Origin of the sequence: Mesorhizobium sp. M0119 (assembly GCF_040322615.1) — a bacterium.
Taxonomy (GTDB): domain Bacteria; phylum Pseudomonadota; class Alphaproteobacteria; order Rhizobiales; family Rhizobiaceae; genus Mesorhizobium.
In genome coordinates this window covers 53,868-72,137 of sequence record NZ_JAMYTU010000014.1, presented here as the reverse complement: position 1 = coordinate 72,137, position 18,270 = coordinate 53,868, and the positions used below count along the sequence as shown (strand labels likewise).

Annotated in this window: 22 protein-coding genes; 14 read left to right on the top strand and 8 right to left on the bottom strand. The window is 62.1% G+C overall.

The window, feature by feature from the left end; all coding sequences use genetic code 11:
* The first annotated feature begins 63 nt into the window (after positions 1-63).
* Entirely contained in the window at positions 64-867 is an 804-nt protein-coding gene (locus NKJ40_RS15680; protein WP_352466778.1) for an alpha/beta fold hydrolase, read from the top strand.
* A gap of 134 nt (positions 868-1,001) precedes the next feature.
* On the top strand, positions 1,002-1,619 hold the full coding sequence (locus NKJ40_RS15675) for a hypothetical protein (RefSeq protein ID WP_352466777.1): 618 nt from the start codon (positions 1,002-1,004) through the stop codon (positions 1,617-1,619).
* A 76-nt stretch (positions 1,620-1,695) separates the two neighbouring features.
* Here the strand turns inward: NKJ40_RS15675 and NKJ40_RS15670 are convergent, their stop codons facing one another.
* A complete protein-coding gene (locus NKJ40_RS15670; RefSeq protein WP_352466840.1) occupies positions 1,696-2,640 on the bottom strand; it encodes a metallophosphoesterase family protein in 945 nt (314 codons plus the stop codon).
* A 53-nt stretch (positions 2,641-2,693) separates the two neighbouring features.
* On the opposite strand from NKJ40_RS15670, the gene NKJ40_RS15665 reads away from it, so the two are divergent.
* Both NKJ40_RS15665 and NKJ40_RS15660 read left to right on the top strand, forming a co-directional pair.
* A complete protein-coding gene (locus tag NKJ40_RS15665; protein ID WP_352466775.1) occupies positions 2,694-3,191 on the top strand; it encodes an NUDIX domain-containing protein in 498 nt (165 codons plus the stop codon).
* A gap of 88 nt (positions 3,192-3,279) precedes the next feature.
* Positions 3,280-3,753, top strand: coding sequence for an ABZJ_00895 family protein (locus NKJ40_RS15660; RefSeq protein WP_352466774.1), 474 nt, complete (start codon positions 3,280-3,282; stop codon positions 3,751-3,753).
* A gap of 10 nt (positions 3,754-3,763) precedes the next feature.
* Here the strand turns inward: NKJ40_RS15660 and NKJ40_RS15655 are convergent, their stop codons facing one another.
* Positions 3,764-4,753 (bottom strand): glutathione S-transferase family protein, encoded by a 990-nt coding sequence (locus NKJ40_RS15655; protein ID WP_352466773.1) that lies wholly within the window; start codon positions 4,751-4,753, stop codon positions 3,764-3,766.
* Between the two features lie 270 nt (positions 4,754-5,023).
* Between NKJ40_RS15655 and NKJ40_RS15650 the strand changes: the two genes are divergently transcribed.
* The 4 genes from NKJ40_RS15650 (at position 5,024) to NKJ40_RS15635 (ending at position 7,675) form a co-directional block, all read left to right on the top strand.
* A complete protein-coding gene (locus NKJ40_RS15650) occupies positions 5,024-5,560 on the top strand; it encodes a GNAT family N-acetyltransferase (protein WP_352466772.1) in 537 nt (178 codons plus the stop codon).
* A 63-nt stretch (positions 5,561-5,623) separates the two neighbouring features.
* Entirely contained in the window at positions 5,624-6,385 is a 762-nt protein-coding gene (locus NKJ40_RS15645; protein ID WP_352466771.1) for a 3-hydroxyacyl-CoA dehydrogenase, read from the top strand.
* Positions 6,357-7,163, top strand: coding sequence for a HugZ family pyridoxamine 5'-phosphate oxidase (locus tag NKJ40_RS15640; protein WP_352466770.1), 807 nt, complete (start codon positions 6,357-6,359; stop codon positions 7,161-7,163). The genes NKJ40_RS15645 and NKJ40_RS15640 overlap by 29 nt, the downstream gene beginning before the upstream one ends.
* 173 nt (positions 7,164-7,336) lie before the next feature.
* Positions 7,337-7,675, top strand: a complete 339-nt coding sequence (locus tag NKJ40_RS15635) for an ArsR/SmtB family transcription factor (protein WP_352466769.1) — start codon at positions 7,337-7,339, stop codon at positions 7,673-7,675.
* A gap of 55 nt (positions 7,676-7,730) precedes the next feature.
* On the opposite strand, the gene NKJ40_RS15630 is transcribed toward NKJ40_RS15635, so the two are convergent.
* On the bottom strand, positions 7,731-8,735 hold the full coding sequence (locus NKJ40_RS15630; RefSeq protein WP_352466768.1) for a L,D-transpeptidase: 1,005 nt from the start codon (positions 8,733-8,735) through the stop codon (positions 7,731-7,733).
* Positions 8,736-9,050: 315 nt separating this feature from the next.
* On the opposite strand from NKJ40_RS15630, the gene NKJ40_RS15625 reads away from it, so the two are divergent.
* Positions 9,051-9,848: a TrmH family RNA methyltransferase gene (locus NKJ40_RS15625; protein WP_352466767.1), complete on the top strand. Its 798-nt coding sequence runs from the start codon at positions 9,051-9,053 to the stop codon at positions 9,846-9,848.
* Positions 9,849-9,888: 40 nt separating this feature from the next.
* On the opposite strand, the gene NKJ40_RS15620 is transcribed toward NKJ40_RS15625, so the two are convergent.
* Positions 9,889-11,052: a coiled-coil domain-containing protein gene (locus tag NKJ40_RS15620; RefSeq protein WP_352466766.1), complete on the bottom strand. Its 1,164-nt coding sequence runs from the start codon at positions 11,050-11,052 to the stop codon at positions 9,889-9,891.
* A gap of 147 nt (positions 11,053-11,199) precedes the next feature.
* The gene (locus NKJ40_RS15615; RefSeq protein WP_292660010.1) at positions 11,200-11,736 is read right to left on the bottom strand and encodes a DUF1134 domain-containing protein; all 537 of its coding nucleotides are present in this window, start codon (positions 11,734-11,736) and stop codon (positions 11,200-11,202) included.
* 384 nt (positions 11,737-12,120) lie between these two features.
* Between NKJ40_RS15615 and chpT the strand changes: the two genes are divergently transcribed.
* Both chpT and NKJ40_RS15605 read left to right on the top strand, forming a co-directional pair.
* Positions 12,121-12,750 (top strand): histidine phosphotransferase ChpT, encoded by a 630-nt coding sequence (gene chpT / locus NKJ40_RS15610; RefSeq protein ID WP_023679558.1) that lies wholly within the window; start codon positions 12,121-12,123, stop codon positions 12,748-12,750.
* A 238-nt stretch (positions 12,751-12,988) separates the two neighbouring features.
* Entirely contained in the window at positions 12,989-13,357 is a 369-nt protein-coding gene (locus NKJ40_RS15605; protein ID WP_352466765.1) for a response regulator, read from the top strand.
* A gap of 105 nt (positions 13,358-13,462) precedes the next feature.
* On the opposite strand, the gene ctrA is transcribed toward NKJ40_RS15605, so the two are convergent.
* A complete protein-coding gene (gene ctrA, locus NKJ40_RS15600; protein WP_006203583.1) occupies positions 13,463-14,158 on the bottom strand; it encodes a response regulator transcription factor CtrA in 696 nt (231 codons plus the stop codon).
* A gap of 451 nt (positions 14,159-14,609) precedes the next feature.
* On the opposite strand from ctrA, the gene NKJ40_RS15595 reads away from it, so the two are divergent.
* Entirely contained in the window at positions 14,610-14,987 is a 378-nt protein-coding gene (locus NKJ40_RS15595; protein ID WP_023719275.1) for a flagellar export protein FliJ, read from the top strand.
* Positions 14,988-15,049: 62 nt separating this feature from the next.
* Here the strand turns inward: NKJ40_RS15595 and NKJ40_RS15590 are convergent, their stop codons facing one another.
* Complete coding sequence (locus NKJ40_RS15590; protein WP_352466764.1) at positions 15,050-15,445, bottom strand: winged helix-turn-helix transcriptional regulator; 396 nt, start codon at positions 15,443-15,445, stop codon at positions 15,050-15,052.
* 91 nt (positions 15,446-15,536) lie between these two features.
* Here NKJ40_RS15590 and NKJ40_RS15585 point away from each other — a divergent pair, with 91 nt between their 5' ends.
* Complete coding sequence (locus NKJ40_RS15585; RefSeq protein WP_352466763.1) at positions 15,537-16,463, top strand: NADP-dependent oxidoreductase; 927 nt, start codon at positions 15,537-15,539, stop codon at positions 16,461-16,463.
* 57 nt (positions 16,464-16,520) lie between these two features.
* Here NKJ40_RS15585 and sciP read toward each other — a convergent pair whose 3' ends face one another.
* The gene (gene sciP, locus NKJ40_RS15580; protein ID WP_023679563.1) at positions 16,521-16,796 is read right to left on the bottom strand and encodes a CtrA inhibitor SciP; all 276 of its coding nucleotides are present in this window, start codon (positions 16,794-16,796) and stop codon (positions 16,521-16,523) included.
* A gap of 261 nt (positions 16,797-17,057) precedes the next feature.
* On the opposite strand from sciP, the gene mnmA reads away from it, so the two are divergent.
* Positions 17,058-18,248: a tRNA 2-thiouridine(34) synthase MnmA gene (mnmA, locus tag NKJ40_RS15575; protein WP_352466762.1), complete on the top strand. Its 1,191-nt coding sequence runs from the start codon at positions 17,058-17,060 to the stop codon at positions 18,246-18,248.
* Positions 18,249-18,270 lie beyond the last annotated feature (22 nt).

Here is an 18,270-nt window from a genome sequence, read left to right as displayed (position 1 = left end):
TGATCCTCGCGTAAGACCGATCCCGGCATCCTGACTGATCCGGCACCAAGCCACAAAGTTTGCATGACCCCATCCCTTTACGCTGCCGAACGGGGCACCGGCCCGACAACGATTGCCTTCCTGCATGGTTTCGGCGGCTGCCACGACGACTGGCGCGACGTGGCCGCGTCTCTGGCGCCCGGCGCGCGGACCTTGGCCTATGATCTGCCGGGTCACGGGCTGTCGCTCGATTTTCCCGGCGGCGGTCCGGCCAGGATCGCCGCCCGTGCCGTCCTTGCGGATCTTTCCGCTCGCGGGATAAAGCGGGTCCATCTCGTCGGCCATTCGATGGGCGGCGCCGTAGCCGCCCTGATGGCATTGAGCGAGCCCGAAAGAATGGCGTCGCTGACGCTGCTGGCACCGGGCGGTCTTGGTCCTGAGATCAATGGCCCGCTGCTGCGCCGCTACGCCGCGGCTGCCGGCACCGACGAAATTCGCGCCTGTCTAGCCGCCATGTCGGGACCGCAAAGCCGGCCGCCGCTGCATAGGATCGATCTCCTCAACGGGATGCGGCAGCGTCCCGGCCAATTGCGGACACTTGTCAAGCTTGCAGCCGCAATGACCAGGGATGATCGGCAAGGCGTCATCCCGAGCGAACGGCTTGAAACGCTGAACATGCCGGTGATGGTTGTTTGGGGAACCGACGACGCGATGCTGCCCGTCAGCCAGGCGGACGGCGTGCCGAAGCATTTTCATCTGCACCACGTGCTGGAAGCCGGCCATATGCTGGTCGAGGAAGCGCCCGGCCTGGTCGTCGAGGCCGTCCGTCGCAATATGCGGCGCCGCAGCAGGCGGCTTCGCCCGGAATTCGCCGCGGCGGCGAGCTGATCGGTCTTCGCACAGGCACGGCGGCGGCGCTGGTGCTCATCCAGCGAACCCTTGCCGGCCCATCGATCTCGCAAGTGCATTTTGCCGGCGGCTGTGTTAATTCGGTGTTAACCAAACCCCGCGAGGCAACGCCGATGAAGGACGCAGGCGAGAACATCACCCAGATCGATCAGTCGCGAAAACTGTCCGATGCCATTCGCGACGTCAAGAACGCCTTCGCCGACCGCGATGACGTCGTCGTCGACATGCGCGAAGCGCATCGCATGCGGCTCGATCTGCTTGCCGCCGAACTCGCGCCGGTCTTCGCCGACGTGCCCACCGACATGGACAGTTTCGACTTCGCCGTCTCGTCCGGCCTGCAACCACGGCTGTGGATCGACGCCGTCAGCCATGTCGCCATGGGACGCGACCGTCGCACCTATCGCTTTCTCAAGGACACGCGCATCGGTCGCGTCGTCCTCGCTGAGTCGACCGACATGAAGGTCGTTGCCGACCAGGTGACGCGCTATGTCGCCGAGCGCGTCGTCGAACGCCAGAGAATGATGGAAGGCGGCATCGAGCAGGCCGTCGCCGGCCTGAAACGCGCCCTGGTGGCGGAGGCCGAGCCGCCGCTGCAGATCGCTGCGCGCAGCAATGGCTGGTCGGCGTTCTTCTCGGGCCTCGGCCTGATCGCCGCCGGCGCCCTGGTCGGCCTGGCGATTTCGCTCGTGCTGTTCTGGGACCGCATCGTCGCGATGAAAATCAGCTTCTAGAGCGGTTCAGCGTTTCACGGGAACGCTGAACCGCTTTATCTCCTTGTTTTGACGCAATTCCGGACGGAAAACCGTTTCACACTTTTCCTGGAATTGCTCTAGCCATCGACGCCTCGGCCTCGACGCCAAGCTCCAGCGTCTGCAGGTCGCTGGGCGGCAATGCCGGCCCGGTCAGGCCGCGGCGGGTCAGCCTGATCCGCCAATTGTCCTTTTCACCGTCGATTTCGAGCAGATTGTATTGCGCCGGCGCATGCGAACTTCCCGGGGCCTGCCCGGCGGCGGCGACCCCGATCACCGGGATTTTGGTCTTGCGGGCGCCGATGAAGAAGAGCGACGGCACATGCGAATGGCCGTGCAGCACAAGCTCGGCGCCGTGCCGGTGAAGAACCTTGTGAAAACGCGAGATGCCGAACAGCCGCTTGTTCTGCGAAACGGCGCCGCGCACCGGCGGGTGGTGGATCATGATCACCCGGAACAGGCCGCGCGTGCCTGTGGCGTCGAGCATGTCGCGCAGCTGTTCCGCCTGGCCTTCCAGAAAGAAGCCGTTGGCCATGAAGGGAGCCGTGGCGCGCGCCGTCGAGACGCCGATCAGCGCAACATCGCCGCGTACCCGCAGATACGGAAAGGTGTTGCGGTCGACCGGCGTATTGACGCCGTCGCCGGTCATCCATGCCGCCCAGGACCGGCAGGTCTTGTCGAAGGCACCCGGCACATAGGCATCATGGTTTCCCGGCACCACCGATACGTCGTTGGGTGAGCCCAGCGTCTCCAGCCAGTGCTTGGCCATCTCGATCTCACCGTCGAGCGCCAGATTGACCAGGTCGCCGGTGATGGCAAGATGGTCCGGCCCGCTGGCCTTCATGTCGGCGACGATCGTGTCGATGACGGCGTCGTGCATGTGGCGGCGGCGGTTGCGCTGCCAGTTGACATAGCCGACCACGCGCTTGGAGGCGAGATCGCGATAGGTTACATCGGGAAGCGGCCCCAGATGGACATCGGAAATATGCGCGAGCCTGAACATCTTTTCTTCATAGGCGAGCCGCGCGCGGCTTTCCACTCACGGTTTCGCGGACGATGACGCCGGATCCGGAGCAAGCCCTGCGCCAGACCGGCTTGCCGGGCCTCAGGGCAAGGCTGTTTCACCTGTACTTCGTACTGCGGCGGCCGATGACGCTCGGCGCGCGCGGCTTGATCCACGACCGAGCCTCCAATTCCGTCTTCCTCATCCGCCACACCTATGTTCCTGGCTGGCACCTGCCCGGCGGTGGCGTCGAGTTGGGCGAGACGATGATCGAAGCGCTGACACGCGAAGTCTTCGAGGAAGGCAACATCGCGCTGACCGGACCGCCGGTGCTGAAATCGCTGCATTTCAACCGCCGCGCCAGCCGCCGCGACCATGTCGGCCTGTATCTGGTCGAAGAGTTCGATCAGCCAAGCCCTAAGCTGCCCGACCGCGAGATCGCCGAAGCCGGATTCTTCCCGCTCGACCGCTTGCCCGAGGGAACGACGCCGGCGACGCTGCGGCGGATTGCCGAGGTTTTTAAGGGGAATCCGGTATCGCCTTACTGGTAGACCACCTCTCCAACAGCCTTGCTGCTTCGATTCAGGATGACAGCATCCATTGCTCTCCAAGACACGTATAACTAAGCGGTTGGGAAAAATGGAACATACACAAAACGATAGATTTAGAATTGTACTATATATCTTACTTTTCAGTGGAATTTATGTAATAATATTGTTTTCGACAGCATTAGTGTCAACGGTGATTCTTGGGGTAGATCCATCCAGGTTAGAAAGAATTGGAAGAGGCATCCAATTCTTAATACAATTCGTTGCGGCATTCGGGACATATTTCGTTTTTTTAAAGCGACATGTCCGGCTTTTTACTCACGCTGAATTCTGGAAAATGGTCGGCTTCTCAATCCTGATAGAAATGGTTTTGGGAATGGCTCTGATTCTACTGTCGGGATCATTACGCGCAATCCCGCTCCAGATGTCGGTCCAGACCGTCATGATCGGCGGCATCGTGGCGTTCCTGGCAACGTCGCTCGGCTACTCCAATCGATTTGGAAATACCATATTGAAAGCTGAACTCGTTAGAAGGGCAAAGATGGACTCCGAAACCTTCCGCTAGGTCGCCGGTCTCACGCAGCCTTCCTGAATCGCGCGCGGTCGTGCGGCGCGGAATAGTCGAGCTCTGGCCCGACCGGCACGATGCGCGTCGGGTTGATCGTCTCGTGGCTGCCGTAATAATGCGACTTGATATGGTGTAAATTCACCGTGCCGGCGACGCCCGGCACCTGGTAGAGATCGCGCAGGTAATTCGACAGATTCGGATAGTCGGCGATGCGGCGCAGATTGCACTTGAAATGGCCGACATAGACCGGGTCGAAGCGGACCAGTGTCGTGAACAGCCGCCAGTCCGCCTCGGTGATGCGGCCGCCGACGAGATAGCGCTGCGTTGACAGGCGGTCCTCCAGCATGTCGAGCGTCGAGAACAATTCGCCGAATGCCTCTTCGTAGGCTGCCTGCGTGGTGGCGAAGCCGGCACGGTAAACGCCATTGTTGACCGCGGGATAGACCAGCGCATTGATCGAATCGATCTCGCCGCGCAGCGGCTGCGGATAGAAATCGAGCTTTGCATCACCCCATTCGTCGAAGGCCGAATCGAGCATCCGGATGATCTCGGAGGATTCGTTTGAAACGATGGTCTGCTCGCGTTTGTCCCACAGCACGGGAACGGTGACCCGGCCCGAATAGCCGGGATCGGCCCTGGTGTAGATCTGGTGCAGGAAATCGAGGCCGTAGAGCGTGTCGCCGGTGGCGCCGTCCTCGGCCAGGAACGTCCAACCGTCGGCGCCCATGAAATGATGGACGATCGAGATGGAAATCACGTCCTCGAGTTTCTTGAGCACGCGAAAGATCAGCGTCCGATGCGCCCACGGGCAGGCGAGCGAGACATAGAGGTGATAGCGGCCGGGCTCGGCCTTGAAGCCGCGTTTTCGCCCTTCGGCCGGCGCGCCGTCGCGGGTCACCCAGTCGCGCCACTGCGACTGCGCCCGCACGAATTTGCCGCCGCTCTCCCCGGTATCGTACCAGCGGTCCTGCCATTGGCCTTCGACTAGCAATCCCATGAGATATCCTTTCGCGTTCCAACGTGATGTAGGGTACCAAGCGGCCCCGCGGAAATCACCGACGCTGAACAGATCGTCAACGGCTGCGTCGTCGATTGCGCCGGCCGATTGCGGCGACTGAAAATTGGTGCTAGCGGACATCCGCATGTTCGACTTTGCCGTGATCCGGTTCGACCGACGACGAAAGAGCGCCCGCGCTTGATGAAGCGCTGACTGGCGAACGCTGCCGCTTGCAGCAAACCTTTCCTCGTATACCGGAACGCAAAGACCATGAGCCTTGCCGACGTGAAATACCTGCCGGAAACTCCGGCGCATGATCCTGAAATCGAAGCCATCAACGACGAGGCCTTCGGGCCGGGCCGTTTCGTGCTTGCCGCCTACAGGATCCGCCAAGCTGGCCCGCACGAACGCGCTTTGTCCTTCGTGGCCGTCGATGGCGCAATCGTCGTCGCCTCGGTGCGGATGACGCGCATCGCCGCCGGTGCCGGCCGCGCGCTGATGCTCGGGCCGCTCGCTGTGCGGCCGGCCTTCAAAAATCTCGGTATCGGCCGCCGGCTGGTGGCAATCGCGCTGGAAGCCGCTGCCAAGGCCGGCGCACCGGCCGTGATGCTGGTCGGCGACGAACCCTATTACGGCCCGCTCGGCTTCAGGAGGCTGGCGCGCGGGCATATCTCGATGCCGCGTCCGGTCGATCCCGACCGGCTTTTGGCGCACGAGATCGTGCCGGGCGCGGTGGCAAGGCTGGTGGGCGAGGTTTGCCACGCCGACCAGGCAAGGATTGCCGAGCACATCGCCGCGATGGCGTGACCATGCCAGTGCTGTCGCACGGTGGCTTGGCAGCATAGTCTGGGCACGGAGGAGGACGTCGAGATGAACCCGAACGGCCAGATTGCGATCGTCACCGGCGGCGGCTCCGGCCTTGGCGAGGCCACGGCGCGCGCTCTTGCCGCTGGCGGTGCCAGGGTTGCCGTCCTCGATCTCGGTATCGAGCGGGCGGCCAAGGTGGCGGCCGCCATCGGCGGCATCGCCGTCCGATGCGACGTAAGCGACGCGGAGAACGGTGCCACTGCGGTCGCGGAAGTGGCTGAGAAGCTCGGCGCACCCCGCATCCTGGTCAATTGCGCCGGCATCGTTATCGGCATGAAGACGATCGGCAAGGACGGACTGCATCCGCTCGATCAATACCGCAAGGTAATCGAGGTCAATCTGATCGGCACCTTCAACATGATCCGCCTGGTCGCCGACCGGACCGCCAGGCTCGAGCCGCTGCAGGGCGGCGAGCGCGGCGTCATCGTCAGCACCGCATCGGTCGCGGCCTATGACGGCCAGATCGGCCAGGCGGCCTATTCCGCGTCCAAGGCCGGCGTCGTCGGCATGACGTTGCCGGTGGCGCGCGATCTCGCCCGCTCCGGTATTCGCGTCTGCACCATCGCGCCCGGCATCTTCAGGACGCCGATGATGGCCGGCATGCCGCAGGAGGTGCAGGATTCGCTCGGCGCCGCGGTGCCCTTCCCTTCCCGTTTGGGCGAGCCTTCGGAATATGCTGCACTTGCCTTGCACATCATCGAGAACCAGATGCTCAACGGCGAGACCATTCGCCTCGATGGTGCCATCCGCATGGCGCCGAAATAAAAGCGACGGTGGTGCCTTGGACGAACCCAGGAAAGACGTGATCCGCGCGACCGACGCCGAGGCGATCAGGCTGGCAAAGACGCTGATCCGCAGCGCCCGTTTCGGCGCGCTGGCGGTGCTCGAACCAGGAACCGGTTCGCCGCTGGCCAGCCGGGTCGGCGTCGCCACCGACATCGACGGCACGCCATTGATCCTGGTGTCGATGCTGTCCGCCCATACCGGCGCTATCCTTGCCGACCCGCGCTGCGCGTTGCTCGTCGGCGAACCCGGCAAGGGCGATCCGCTGGCGCATCCGCGATTGACGCTCGTCTGCCGCGCCGTGCGGCTCGAACGCGGCTCGAACGAACACGCCCGCGCCGAGCGGCGCTACCTCAACCGCAATCCCAAGGCGAAGCTCTATGCCGGGCTCGGCGACTTCTCGATCTTCCGGCTCGAACCGGAGCGCGCCAGCCTGAACGGCGGCTTCGGCAAGGCCTATCTGCTCGACCGCACCGATCTGGTCGCGACGGGAGCGATCGTCGAAGAGCTTGCCGCCGGCGAGCAATCGGCACTCGACCACATGAACGCCGACCATCTCGATGCGATTGCCCTCTACGCAAGTCATTTCGGCGGGGCCGAGAGTGACGGCTGGATCGTCACCGGGTTCGACGCCGACGGGATGGATCTCGTATCCGGCGACAATGTCTGTCGGGTTTTCTTCCCCGAGCCGCTGAGAGCGGCACGCGACCTCAGGCCTGTCCTGGTCGACATGGCAAAGGTTGCCCGATCGGCAAATTGATCACAGCCGCACAGTTAATCGGCTTGCATGGAAAGCAAGCCTTGAGATTTGAGCGAAATGTTCTACCTTTGCGAGTGACGCTGAATCGCTGGCGTGCATCTATAGGGAAAGTCTATGGAATCCGACGCTATTGCCCCCATAGCGGCGGATGAGCAAGAAGGCATGGGGGATCTATGGTCTCGAACAAACTAGTCGCCAACGCCGGAACCGCGGCTGCGTTTCTGACGCTGATGGGCAACGAAAAACGTTTGTTGATCATGAGCTATCTGGCCGAGGGTGAAATGTCGGTCGGCGCCATAGCGGAGAAGGTGTCGCTCAGCCAATCCGCCCTGTCACAGCATCTGGCCAAGCTCAGGGCTTCCGAGCTTGTCGAGACCCGTCGCGATCGGCAAATGATCTATTATTCCTGCAAATCCGAGGCGGTGCGCGAATTGCTGCATATGCTGGACGGCATTTTCGGCGAAGGTGAACTGTCGCAGATGGCTCACCGGCTGCGTCGCGCCGGGACCTGAGCGGCCGGGGCGGAGAACGCCCCGCCAAATCCGCTTTGCTGCCAAGTCCGCCTTGCTACTGAACGCGCTCGTCGGCGGTCTGCGCCATCTCGTCCTTGAACTCGACCTTCGTGCCCGGCTGCACCATGGAGGCAAGGTCTTCGGCATCCCAATTGGTCAACCGGATGCAGCCATGCGAAAAGGTCGTGCCGATCTTGCCTGGTTCGGGCGTGCCGTGAATGCCGTAGCTTTCGATGGAGAGATCGATCCAGACCGATCCTACGGGATTGTTCGGCCCGGCAGCGATGGTGAAGGGCCGCTTGGTTTTGACCCCCTTGAAAGCGAAGTCCGGATCGTAGTGGTAGGTAGGGTTGTGGACCACGCGCCTGACCTCTGTCGTGCCGCTTGGCGCCGGCTTCTCCTCGCTCCCAATCGAGGCGGGGTAGACCGCCAGCCATTTGCCGGCACGGTCGAGCACACGCACCTGGCGAGTGCCCTTGTCGATCTCGACGGCGGCAACGCCGGCGGGAGGGTCGCCCCTGCCGACATCAGGCACCACCAACGTCCTGCCTGGTTTCCTGAGGCTGGTGCCAGGATTGAGCATTCTCAGCAATTGTTCGCTGATATGGAAGCGCTCGGCCAACCTCTCCACCGCATTGCGGTAGCCGAGCCGCCGCAAGCGGGCCATCCTCTCCAAGCGAGCTGGAATACGCCTGGTGAAAGGTCCACGCACGTCCTTGCGCATCACCTCATAGGTCACCAGCACCGGCTTGGCGGAGGTTGCGACGAGTTTGCTCCAGGTTTGTGGACTGAGCTTGCCATCGGGCGGAAGTCCGTTTGCCGCCTGAAACGCGGCAACGGCCTTGGCGAAGTTCTGGGAAAGGCGGCCGTCGATCAGGCCCGGCGAGAAGCGGGCGCGATCCAGAAGGATCTGCGCCTTCAGCAGCGTCGGATCGACACCCTTCGGTTCGCCGACAGTGAATTGGGCCTGATTGACGGTGGCTGGATCGAGCTTGGCCGCGCGAGCCACGCCGCATGCGAGGGCAAGCGTGGCGGCAAAGACGAGGAGGAGCCTGATCATCGATGTCCTCCCAGGACTGCAGCAGGAGCCCGCTTCTATGACGCGGCATGGCCCCGTGCGGTTCCTTCGCTCTATCGAAAATTCTGCATTGAAACGGCTTGGCCGACGAGCCGTGCCGCGGGAACCTAGATTTCCCTGTCGCTAAGAGGCAGGCAGGCCCAATCTGAGCCCGGCATACACCTGATTGGGCTTGACCGTTCGAACGGCGTGCATCCATTTGGACGCTGAGATACGGTCCGAGCTTCGGATCCGGCATCGTGCCTTCCGAAACCGAATCCCGATTCGCGACCGACGCCATGGTCCGCCGAGGAAGCCATGAATCCGATCCGCATAGACGACCCGCAGGATCCCCGCGTCGCCGCCTATCTCGACATCCGGGAGCGAGATCTTGCCGGCCGGCAAGGCCGTTTCGTCGCCGAAGGCAAGGTGGTGCTCGACACGCTGCTTGCCGCTCGGCGCTTCGAGGCAGAATCGGTGCTGGTACTCGAGAACCGGCTGGCCGGCCTCGACGAAATCTTGCGCAAGGCGCCTGTCGGGCTTCCGATCTATGTCGCATCCGGCGAAATCATCGACAGGATCGCCGGATTCCACATGCATCGCGGCATATTGGCGATCGGCCGCAAAGGTGCGGCCATCTCCGCTGAGGCCTTGCTTGGCGCACTGCCCGCCCGCACGCTGATCGTGGTGCTGGTCGGCATCGCCAATCATGACAATATGGGTTCGATCTTCCGCAATGCCGCCGCCTTTGGCGCGGATGCCGTGCTTCTCGATCCGACCTGTTGCGATCCGCTGTACCGCAAGGCTATCCGCGTCTCGGTCGGCGCCGCCTTGAAAATTCCCTTCGCCTGCTTTGCCTATGCCGCCGGCTGCATCGCGATGCTCGACCGGCAAGGCTTCAGCCAATTCGCCTTGTCGCCGCGCGGGCAGATCGACATTCGCGATGCCAAGAGAAACGAGCGGCTGGCGCTCTATCTCGGCACCGAGGGCGAAGGCCTGCCGGAAAGCCTGCTTGCCCGCCTGCAGACGCTGCGGATCGGTATGGCGCAAGGTTTCGACAGCCTGAACGTCGCCGCCGCGTCAGCCATCGCGCTGCATCACTTTTCCGGAGCCTAAATTTAGAGCCGTCGGGGCCTGCTCTTGGATCTGCGGAATCTCAGTCGGTCGAAGCGGCCTTCTGCAGCGCCCGCACGCGATCGGCAAGGCTGCGTCCGCCGCTCCCCGGCCGCGTATCCTCAGGCGCTGCAAGCGCCCGGGCGATCGGCGAATCCGGCCCGTCGAGCTTTGCCGTCAAGGCCACGACTTGCGCCGCCAGATCGTTCATCTCTTCGCGCAATGCCGCGTCGCCGCTGCCGGTATCGTCTCCGGCCTGCGATCTCGATGTTTCGACGGCAGCAAGATCCGTCTTCAGCCGTCTGTTCTCGCGTGCCAGCGATGTCAGCCTAGCCTCCAGCCGCTCGCGGTCGGCATCGAGCTTGGCGGTTGTCTTTTCGATGTCGCCGTTGGCGGCCACATTGACCGGACTGCCTGGCACGCCGGCAAGACCCGCCGCAGGCGGCCTTTCAGCGCCTTTCGCCCTTTCGCGAAGGCGCACCAGTTCCTTCTCGCGGCGCTCCAGCCTGTCCTCGCGATCGGCCAGCGTGGCGAGCAGGCGTTCGACCCTCTTTTCCAGGTCGCCGGTTCTTTTCTTCTCGGCCTTCAGCGCGTCCCGCAAAGCCTTGCTTTCGGCTGCCAATTCCTGGCTGCGCCTGTCCGCCTCCTTGCGCTGGCCGCGCAGCAGCGAAATGTCGCTTGCCAGCTTCTGCAGCTCGGATTCGCGCGCCACCAGCTCGATCTGCCGGCTGCTGGACGAAAAACTGGCGTCGTCATACATGTGCTCCAGTTTCCGCAGTTCGAGCCCGCGCTTTTCGAGCGCGCGCTCGGTCTCCGCAAGCCGCTCCGACAGCTGCTGCAGCTGCTCATCGCGCTTGCGAAGCTCTTCGCCCCTGGTTGTGAGGTCGGCGACGACCCGGTTCTTGTCCTGCCGCTCGGCCGCTAATTCCTTCAGAGCTTCGCGGTCGCGGCCGATCTCGACCAGCTGTTCGGCGGCCTTCTCGCGCAATGACTTGACGGTCATTTCAAGCCGGCGCACCGAAACGGCGAACTCGGCGCGAATGCGATCCTTGTCCGCCTGGATCTCGGCAAGCGTCAACGGCATCGAGCCCTCGACGCGCTTGCGCGTCAGCGCCACCGCCCGCCGCCACACGGCCGGGGCAATCATCAGCGCCAGAAAGCCCGCGCAGAGAAAGCCGAGGACAAAGAACAGGATCGACTGGACCAAGATGACTATCCGTTGTGCATGGCAACCGCCAAAGGTCGACTTTGCCATCTTCGCATGACGGAAATCCGGCGCCACGGCAAGAGTATGCCGCGGCAAAGCTCGGACCGCGGGATCACAGGCCCAATCGCAGTGGCTCGGTCATGCCGGTCAGAACGGATTCCAGGTCGCGCGCTGGGTAAGCTTGAGGTAGCCGAGATTGACGCCGAGACGGGCGCCGACGCCGGTACGGATCGGCACAAGCAGCACATTGTTGTTCTTCAGCACGTTGAAACCGACGCCGGCGACGACATAGGCGGAGCCGGCGACGCCGCCAAAACGGTTATAGAGGCTGCTCACATCGTCGAGATTGTAGACCAGCATCATGACGCGCGAGCCCTCGCCGCCGAAATCCCAGCCGAGCGACGGGCCTTGCCAGAACACTTTGTGATCGCCGGCATTCTTGGTGTAGAGCGTGCCTTCGCCATAGGTCAGGCCACCGATCAGCGCCCCGGACCCCTCTTCGCCGAGCAGATAGCCGTTCGGCAGGCCATAGGTGGCGAAAATCTTCTCGACGACGGTGGCGAGCCCGCCCGATGTCGCGCCGAAGAATTTATGACCGGAATCGACGATCTCCTGTGCGGTGTATTCGTCGGCCCGCGCGGCCGATGCCGAAAAGGCGACAAGGCCGATCAGGGCGATCGTCATTGAGATGACACGGAAAAAAGTCCGGTCGTAGAATCGGGAAACCATGCTTCCAATCTCCGTCAGGGAGCACTTTCGCCGACGCCTCGCACCCGTACGGCTCTTTGGCGGCCGTTAAGGATGACTGTTAGGGGCAAACTATGCCGTAATCCTTTTTCAACCATTAAACTCTCACATGAAGATGGCGGTTCGAAGGCTGTTTCGCATCGCCCGCGCAGCACCCTGCTGCGTGAACACACCATTTTCGGCAATCGTAATTTTGGATTTGTTGCTGCACGCACAGGCGCTGTGTATTCAGAATGCTTGGGAGAGAGCGTGATTCGTGTGGACAGGCGTGATCATGATCGCCCGGTCGTTGTGTTGTGAAATTTGCAGGGATTTTTGCCGATGGCCGAGCTTTTCACCCTTTCCGCACCCGACCTGGCAGCGCTGCTGTGCAGCCGCGTCTGCCACGACATCATTTCGCCAGTCGGCGCCATAAACAACGGGCTTGAGCTGCTCGACGAAGGCGGCGCCGACGAAGACGCCATGAAGCTGATCCGCCAAAGCGCCAAAAACGCCTCCGCCCGCCTGCAATTCGCACGCATCGCCTTCGGCGCCGCCGGTTCCGCCGGCATGCTGATCGACACCGGGGACGCCGAGGCCGTGGCCATCGCCTTCCTGAAGAACGAGAAGCCGGAACTGATCTGGAACGGAACCCGCGCACTGTTGCCCAAGAACAAGGTCAAGCTGCTGCTCAATCTCATCCTCGTCGCCAACGCCGCCATTCCGCGCGGCGGCAGGCTGGTGGTCACGCTGGAGAACCTCGAGACCGAGCCGCGCTTTGCGCTCGCGGCGAGCGGCCCGATGCTACGCGTGCCGCCCAAATTCCTGGAATTGCATTCCGGCCACAGGCCGGAAGAGCCGATCGACGCGCATTCGGTGCAGCCCTATTACACGCTGCTCCTTGCCCGCGAAGCCAACATGACGATTTCGATCCATGCGACCGCTGACGAAATCGTCCTTTCTGCAGTCTGAAGTTCTGCTAGGAGCCGGGAAAGTATTTTCTCCAAATCATATTTGCGGCGTCGTCTTAACATCTGTGAGACCGGCTTTCAGATTGATTGCGTGAAGCATTGCGAAAGAAGATTTCGCTTAAAACATCTTCAGGAAAATTTTACCTAACGGCTTTTCGGCTTCTTTACCAGATCGGCCTATCTTCCCCGGCAGATGCCACGACGCTGCCGGTTCGCCGCATGGCAAAGAGGGTCCGGGAATGAAACGCTGCATGTTCGTCGACAATTCGAGCGTCATCAGGAAGGTTGCAAGGCGTATCCTGGGCGGATCCGGCATGATGGTGATCGAAGCCGCCAGCGGCCATGAGGCGATCGAGATGTGCGCGGCCGACATGCCTGATATCATCGTCGTCGACGGTGCCTTGCCGGACATGCAGGCGCAGGATCTCATCCGCCGCGTGCGCGCCATGGAAAGCCCGGTATTGCCGCAAGTTTTGATTTCGCTGGTCGAGGTCGACGTCGGGGCGATCATGCGGGCAAAGCGCGCCGGCGCTCAGGGCTACCTACTGAAGCCGTTCAACCGGCCGCAACTGCTCGAGTGCTTCCGCGCCTTGAAGATTGCCGCCTGATCAGAGCCTGTTCCATTCCGATGAAAGTCGGATGAGCTCTATCTCGTTGTTTTACCAGGTTCTTTTCCGAAAAACCGGCGCCCACTTTGGGATCATGCCCTTGGTTCAGGCGCTGACCCGGATATCTTCAGGCTCACGCAGCACATAGCCGCGGCCCCACACGGTCTCGATGTAATTCTGCCCGCCAGACGCGGCGTCGAGCTTCTTGCGCAGCTTGCAGATGAAGACGTCGATGATCTTCAGCTCCGGCTCGTCCATGCCGCCATAGAGATGGTTGAGGAACATTTCCTTGGTCAGCGTGGTGCCCTTGCGCAGCGAGAGCAGCTCCAGCATCTGATATTCCTTGCCGGTCAGATGGACGCGCTGGCCACCGACTTCAACGGTCTTGGCATCGAGATTGACCACCAGGTCGCCGGTTGTGATGACCGACTGGGCATGGCCCTTGGAACGCCGCACGATGGCATGGATGCGGGCGACCAGTTCGTCCTTGTGGAAGGGCTTGGTCATGTAATCGTCGGCGCCGAAGCCGAGGCCGCGCACCTTGTCCTCGATGCCGGCCATGCCGGAGAGGATGAGGATCGGCGTCTTCACCTTGGAAAGGCGAAGTGTTCTCAAAACTTCATAGCCCGACATGTCGGGGAGATTGAGGTCGAGGAGAATGATGTCGTAATCGTAAAGCTTGCCTAGATCGACGCCCTCTTCACCAAGGTCGGTCGTATAGACATTGAAACTTTCTGATTTCAGCATCAGCTCGATGCTTTGTGCGGTTGCACTGTCGTCTTCTATCAGCAGAACGCGCATTTCATTCCCCTTTTCTGCTGCCGGACCATTTCACGACCCGTCCAGGACCGGAGCAGTGATTGCCCTGAGCAGAGGCTGCCATCGAATGGTTAATAAAACCTAATTCCCCGTCCGTGACGGTATCAGATTTTTTAACCCCTTTCTACACCTTGTTGAATCCAACAACGAATCACAGACCCAAACCGTTAATGCGGCACATTAATAAGCCAGACTAAGTGACTCTTCGGACTCGTTGGCCGGGTTTCGCGACGAGACGCAGAATTTTTACCCGCCCTTAAGTCCTGAGCCGTATGATTAACAATGCCCGTAAACGAATGGTTACCGCCGGCAAAAAACTTTAGGAGTTTGTTTCCCATAGTTCCGGGAAAGCCGGTGGAAACGGGTGAAGCCTGGGCCTTGCCGGGTGAATTGGACGATATGTGCAGGTGTGCGTTTCCGGGAGTACCGAATCATGAAGTCACGTGAAAACCTCGTTCGGCTGAAGCAATTTCAGGTGAGCGAGAAGCGGCGGCAGCTGCTGCAGCTCGACATGATGATCGCCGAATTCGAGCGCATGGCCGTCGAGCTGGAACTTCAGATCGCCGCCGAAGAGAAGAAGGCCGGCATCACCGACATCAATCATTTTGCCTATCCGACCTTCGCCAAGGCGGCACGCCTGCGCCGCGACAACCTCAGAAATTCGCAAAGCGACCTCGCCCAGCAACGAAATGTCGCCGAATCACTGCTGAGCGAAGCCGAAGCCGAGCTTTCGAAGGCCGAGATGCTCGAATCGCGCGACACCAAGGCTCGCGACACGGAAGCCGGCGGCCGCAGCGCCATGATCGGCTGAAAACAAGGCTTTAACGCACGTCGCGCTCGAGCGCCATTGCTGTGCACCGAACGGTGCCCGCATCAGGCACCCAGATCTTCTTGCTGTTCCGCCGCCCGCGCGCGCGCATTCTTGATGTCGGGCACATGCTGCTCCGACCAGGCTCTGATCTGATTGAGCAGTCCTGCCAGGTTCTGGCCAAGTTCGGTCAGCTCATATTCGACCCGCGGCGGAATGACAGGGAAAACCTCGCGCCGGACAAGGCCGTCGCGTTCCAGGATACGCAGCGTCTGCGTCAGCATTTTCGGCGTGATGCCTTCGAGCTTGCGCGCCAATTCGCCATTGCGGAGCCGGCCCTGGCGCAACGCACAGATCACCAAGTAGACCCATTTGCTGGCGAGCGTCTCAAGCACGGCGTGCGACGGGCACGTTCGTCGGAACGCGTCATAACCAGAAGGGAAACAATCATCGCTATCCATGAGCTGCGTATATATCATAAAGGTACATACTAGACAACAGAATGTAACTATCCAAATGATAGTGGCGTATCAAACCAGCAGGAGAGCCTCCATGCGTGCCATTATCCAGAATTCCTTCGGCGGACCCGACGTCCTCGTCATTGCCGATCGCCCCGCGCCATCACCCGAGGCTGGCGAAGTGCTCGTCCGCATCGAGGCGGCCGGCATCAATCCGGTCGACGGCGCAGTGCGGGGCGGCCACTATCCGCTGCTTGGCGAGCCGCCTTTTGTCCTTGGCTGGGACGTTTCGGGAATTGTCGAGGCGCTGGGCTCCGGCGTCTCCGGCCTCAAGGTCGGCGATGCCGTCTTCGGCATGACGCGCTTTCCCAAACAGGCGGCAGCTTACGCCGAACTCGCCGCTGTCCCGGCTGATGAGCTTGCGCCGAAACCTGAAGGCATAGATCACGCGCAAGCCGCCGCGCTGCCGCTGGCCGGCCTGACGGCCTGGCAAGGCCTTGTCCGCCATGGCCGGCTCGAACCTGGCAAGCGCGTGCTGATCCACGCCGGAGCCGGCGGCGTCGGCCATCTGGCGGTGCAGATCGCCAAGGCGCACGGCGCTTACGTCGTCGCAACCGCGAGCCCGGAAAAGCTCGATTTCGTCCGCTCGCTCGGCGCCGACGAGGTGATCGACTACACAAGGGATGATTTCACCGGGAAGGCCCGCGACATCGATCTGGTTCTGGACCCGTTCGGCGGCGAGCATGCGGAGCAATCGCTGGAAGTGCTCAAGGCCGGCGGCGTTCTGGTGTCGCTGCTCGATGTCAGCGATGCCACCAAAGCAAAGGCCAGGACGCGAGGCATCCGCGTCGAGCGCATGTCCGTAGTGCCCGACCGTGCCGCTCTGGTGGAGCTCGGCAAATTGATCGACGCGAAAAAGCTGGCCGTCCACGTGGCAAAGGCGTTTCCGCTCGAACAGGCAGGTGCCGCCCATGCCTTCCTCGCCACCAGGCCGATCGGCAAGGTGGTGCTGACGGTCTGAAATTGCAGATCGTCGCCCCTCGCAAACGTAAGGGCGCGGATCGGCGCCCTTACCGGCCTAATGCCGGTATTGCTGGATGCGCGTGGTGCGCAGCCCGGCAAGGCCGTATTCGTCGATCGACGCTTGCCAGGACAGGAATTCCTCGGTGGTGAGCTTGTAGCGCTGGCACGCCTCTTCGAGGCTCAAAAGCCCGCCACGCACCGCCGCCACCACTTCCGCCTTGCGCCGGATAACCCAGCGACGTGTGTTTGTCGGCGGCAGATCGGCGATGGTAAGTGGGCTGCCGTCTGGCCCGATAACATATTTGACTCGCGGTCTAATTAGATCGGTCATCGTACTCTCTACAAAAAACTCAAAGACCCAATCCCCACCACATTACCGCCACAGCTTTAAAATTTGCCTAAGCAGACCCTAATGGTTAGGTAAGGATCATGAACGCGGCGTTAGTCTTTTCATCGGCATTTGAGACATCTGCCGGCAAGCGCGTTGAACCCGCCCGGAAAAATGAGCCGGCCCGGCAAAGCTGGCGCAGCCGGGACGCTTGACCTATATTCCCGCCATTGGCATTGAAACGCCGCGCAGAACGAAAGAACCATGAATAGCCTCGATCTTCCCGGACGCCCAGAAAACACCCGTGTCGTCGTCGCCATGTCGGGCGGTGTCGATTCGTCGGTCGTTGCCGGTCTCCTGAAGCGCGAGGGCTACGACGTCGTCGGCGTCACGCTGCAGCTTTACGACCACGGCGCGGCAACGCACCGGGCCGGCTCATGCTGCGCCGGCCAGGACATCGACGATGCCCGCCGCGTCTCCGAGACGCTCGGTATCCCGCATTACGTCCTCGATTACGAGGAACGCTTCCGCAAGGCGGTGATCGACCCGTTCGCCGAGAGCTATGTCGCCGGCGAAACGCCGATCCCTTGCGTTTCCTGCAATCAGACGGTGAAATTCGCCGACCTTCTCGCGACCGCCAAGGAACTCGGTGCTGACGCGCTAGCGACCGGCCACTACATCCGTTCCGGCGCCAATGGCGCCCACCGCGCGCTTTACCGGCCGGTCGACGCCGACCGCGACCAGAGCTACTTCCTGTTCGCCACCACCCAGGCGCAGATCGACTATCTGCGTTTTCCGCTCGGCGGCCTGTCGAAGCCTGAGGTTCGCGCTATCGCCGAGGAGATGGGGCTGACGGTTGCTGCCAAGCAGGACAGCCAGGACATCTGCTTCGTGCCGCAGGGCAAATATTCCGACATCATCGCCAAGCTGAAGCCGGCTGCGGCCAATCCGGGCGACATCGTCCATATAGACGGGCGTGTGCTTGGCCGCCACGAGGGCATTTTGCGCTATACCGTCGGTCAGCGCCGCGGCATCGGCATCGCCTCCGGCGAGCCGCTCTACGTCGTCCATCTCGACGCCGACCGGGCCCGCGTCGTCGTCGGCCCGCGCGAGGCGCTGGAGACGCACAAGATCTTCTTGCGCAACATGAACTGGCTGGGCGATGGCCCGCTGACCGATATCCCGGCGGCCGGGCTTGAGCTTTTCGCCAAGGTGCGCTCGACGCGGCCGCCGCGCCCGGCCGTGCTGCATCACCGCGCCGGCGCCACTTCGGTGGAGCTGGTCGACGGCGAATCCGGTATCGCGCCCGGTCAGGCTTGCGTGCTCTATTCGGACGACGGAAACGAGGCGCGTGTGTTCGGCGGCGGCTTCATCGAGCGCTCCGAGCGCGGCGCCGAAGCCGAGGCGATGCTGACGCGGCTTGCCGTCCAGCCGGCGCGGGTTCCCGCCGAATAGACGGCGTTTTCTTTTTAATGCA

Bases quoted from the DNA above. Each gene is read 5' to 3' on its own strand.
- NKJ40_RS15605 (WP_352466765.1), top strand. From the start codon at position 12,989: ATGAAACGCTGCATGTTCGTCGACAATTCGAGCGTCATCAGGAAGGTT.
- NKJ40_RS15590 (WP_352466764.1), bottom strand. From the start codon at position 15,445: ATGGATAGCGATGATTGTTTCCCTTCTGGTTATGACGCGTTCCGACGA.
- chpT (WP_023679558.1), top strand. From the start codon at position 12,121: ATGGCCGAGCTTTTCACCCTTTCCGCACCCGACCTGGCAGCGCTGCTG.
- NKJ40_RS15655 (WP_352466773.1), bottom strand. From the start codon at position 4,753: ATGGGATTGCTAGTCGAAGGCCAATGGCAGGACCGCTGGTACGATACC.
- NKJ40_RS15585 (WP_352466763.1), top strand. From the start codon at position 15,537: ATGCGTGCCATTATCCAGAATTCCTTCGGCGGACCCGACGTCCTCGTC.
- ctrA (WP_006203583.1), bottom strand. From the start codon at position 14,158: ATGCGCGTTCTGCTGATAGAAGACGACAGTGCAACCGCACAAAGCATC.
- NKJ40_RS15635 (WP_352466769.1), top strand. From the start codon at position 7,337: ATGGTCTCGAACAAACTAGTCGCCAACGCCGGAACCGCGGCTGCGTTT.
- NKJ40_RS15640 (WP_352466770.1), top strand. From the start codon at position 6,357: ATGGTGCCATCCGCATGGCGCCGAAATAAAAGCGACGGTGGTGCCTTG.
- NKJ40_RS15675 (WP_352466777.1), top strand. From the start codon at position 1,002: ATGAAGGACGCAGGCGAGAACATCACCCAGATCGATCAGTCGCGAAAA.
- NKJ40_RS15625 (WP_352466767.1), top strand. From the start codon at position 9,051: ATGAATCCGATCCGCATAGACGACCCGCAGGATCCCCGCGTCGCCGCC.
- NKJ40_RS15665 (WP_352466775.1), top strand. From the start codon at position 2,694: ATGACGCCGGATCCGGAGCAAGCCCTGCGCCAGACCGGCTTGCCGGGC.
- NKJ40_RS15660 (WP_352466774.1), top strand. From the start codon at position 3,280: ATGGAACATACACAAAACGATAGATTTAGAATTGTACTATATATCTTA.
- NKJ40_RS15630 (WP_352466768.1), bottom strand. From the start codon at position 8,735: ATGATCAGGCTCCTCCTCGTCTTTGCCGCCACGCTTGCCCTCGCATGC.
- mnmA (WP_352466762.1), top strand. From the start codon at position 17,058: ATGAATAGCCTCGATCTTCCCGGACGCCCAGAAAACACCCGTGTCGTC.
- NKJ40_RS15615 (WP_292660010.1), bottom strand. From the start codon at position 11,736: ATGACGATCGCCCTGATCGGCCTTGTCGCCTTTTCGGCATCGGCCGCG.
- sciP (WP_023679563.1), bottom strand. From the start codon at position 16,796: ATGACCGATCTAATTAGACCGCGAGTCAAATATGTTATCGGGCCAGAC.
- NKJ40_RS15680 (WP_352466778.1), top strand. From the start codon at position 64: ATGACCCCATCCCTTTACGCTGCCGAACGGGGCACCGGCCCGACAACG.
- NKJ40_RS15595 (WP_023719275.1), top strand. From the start codon at position 14,610: ATGAAGTCACGTGAAAACCTCGTTCGGCTGAAGCAATTTCAGGTGAGC.
- NKJ40_RS15670 (WP_352466840.1), bottom strand. From the start codon at position 2,640: ATGTTCAGGCTCGCGCATATTTCCGATGTCCATCTGGGGCCGCTTCCC.
- NKJ40_RS15645 (WP_352466771.1), top strand. From the start codon at position 5,624: ATGAACCCGAACGGCCAGATTGCGATCGTCACCGGCGGCGGCTCCGGC.
- NKJ40_RS15650 (WP_352466772.1), top strand. From the start codon at position 5,024: ATGAGCCTTGCCGACGTGAAATACCTGCCGGAAACTCCGGCGCATGAT.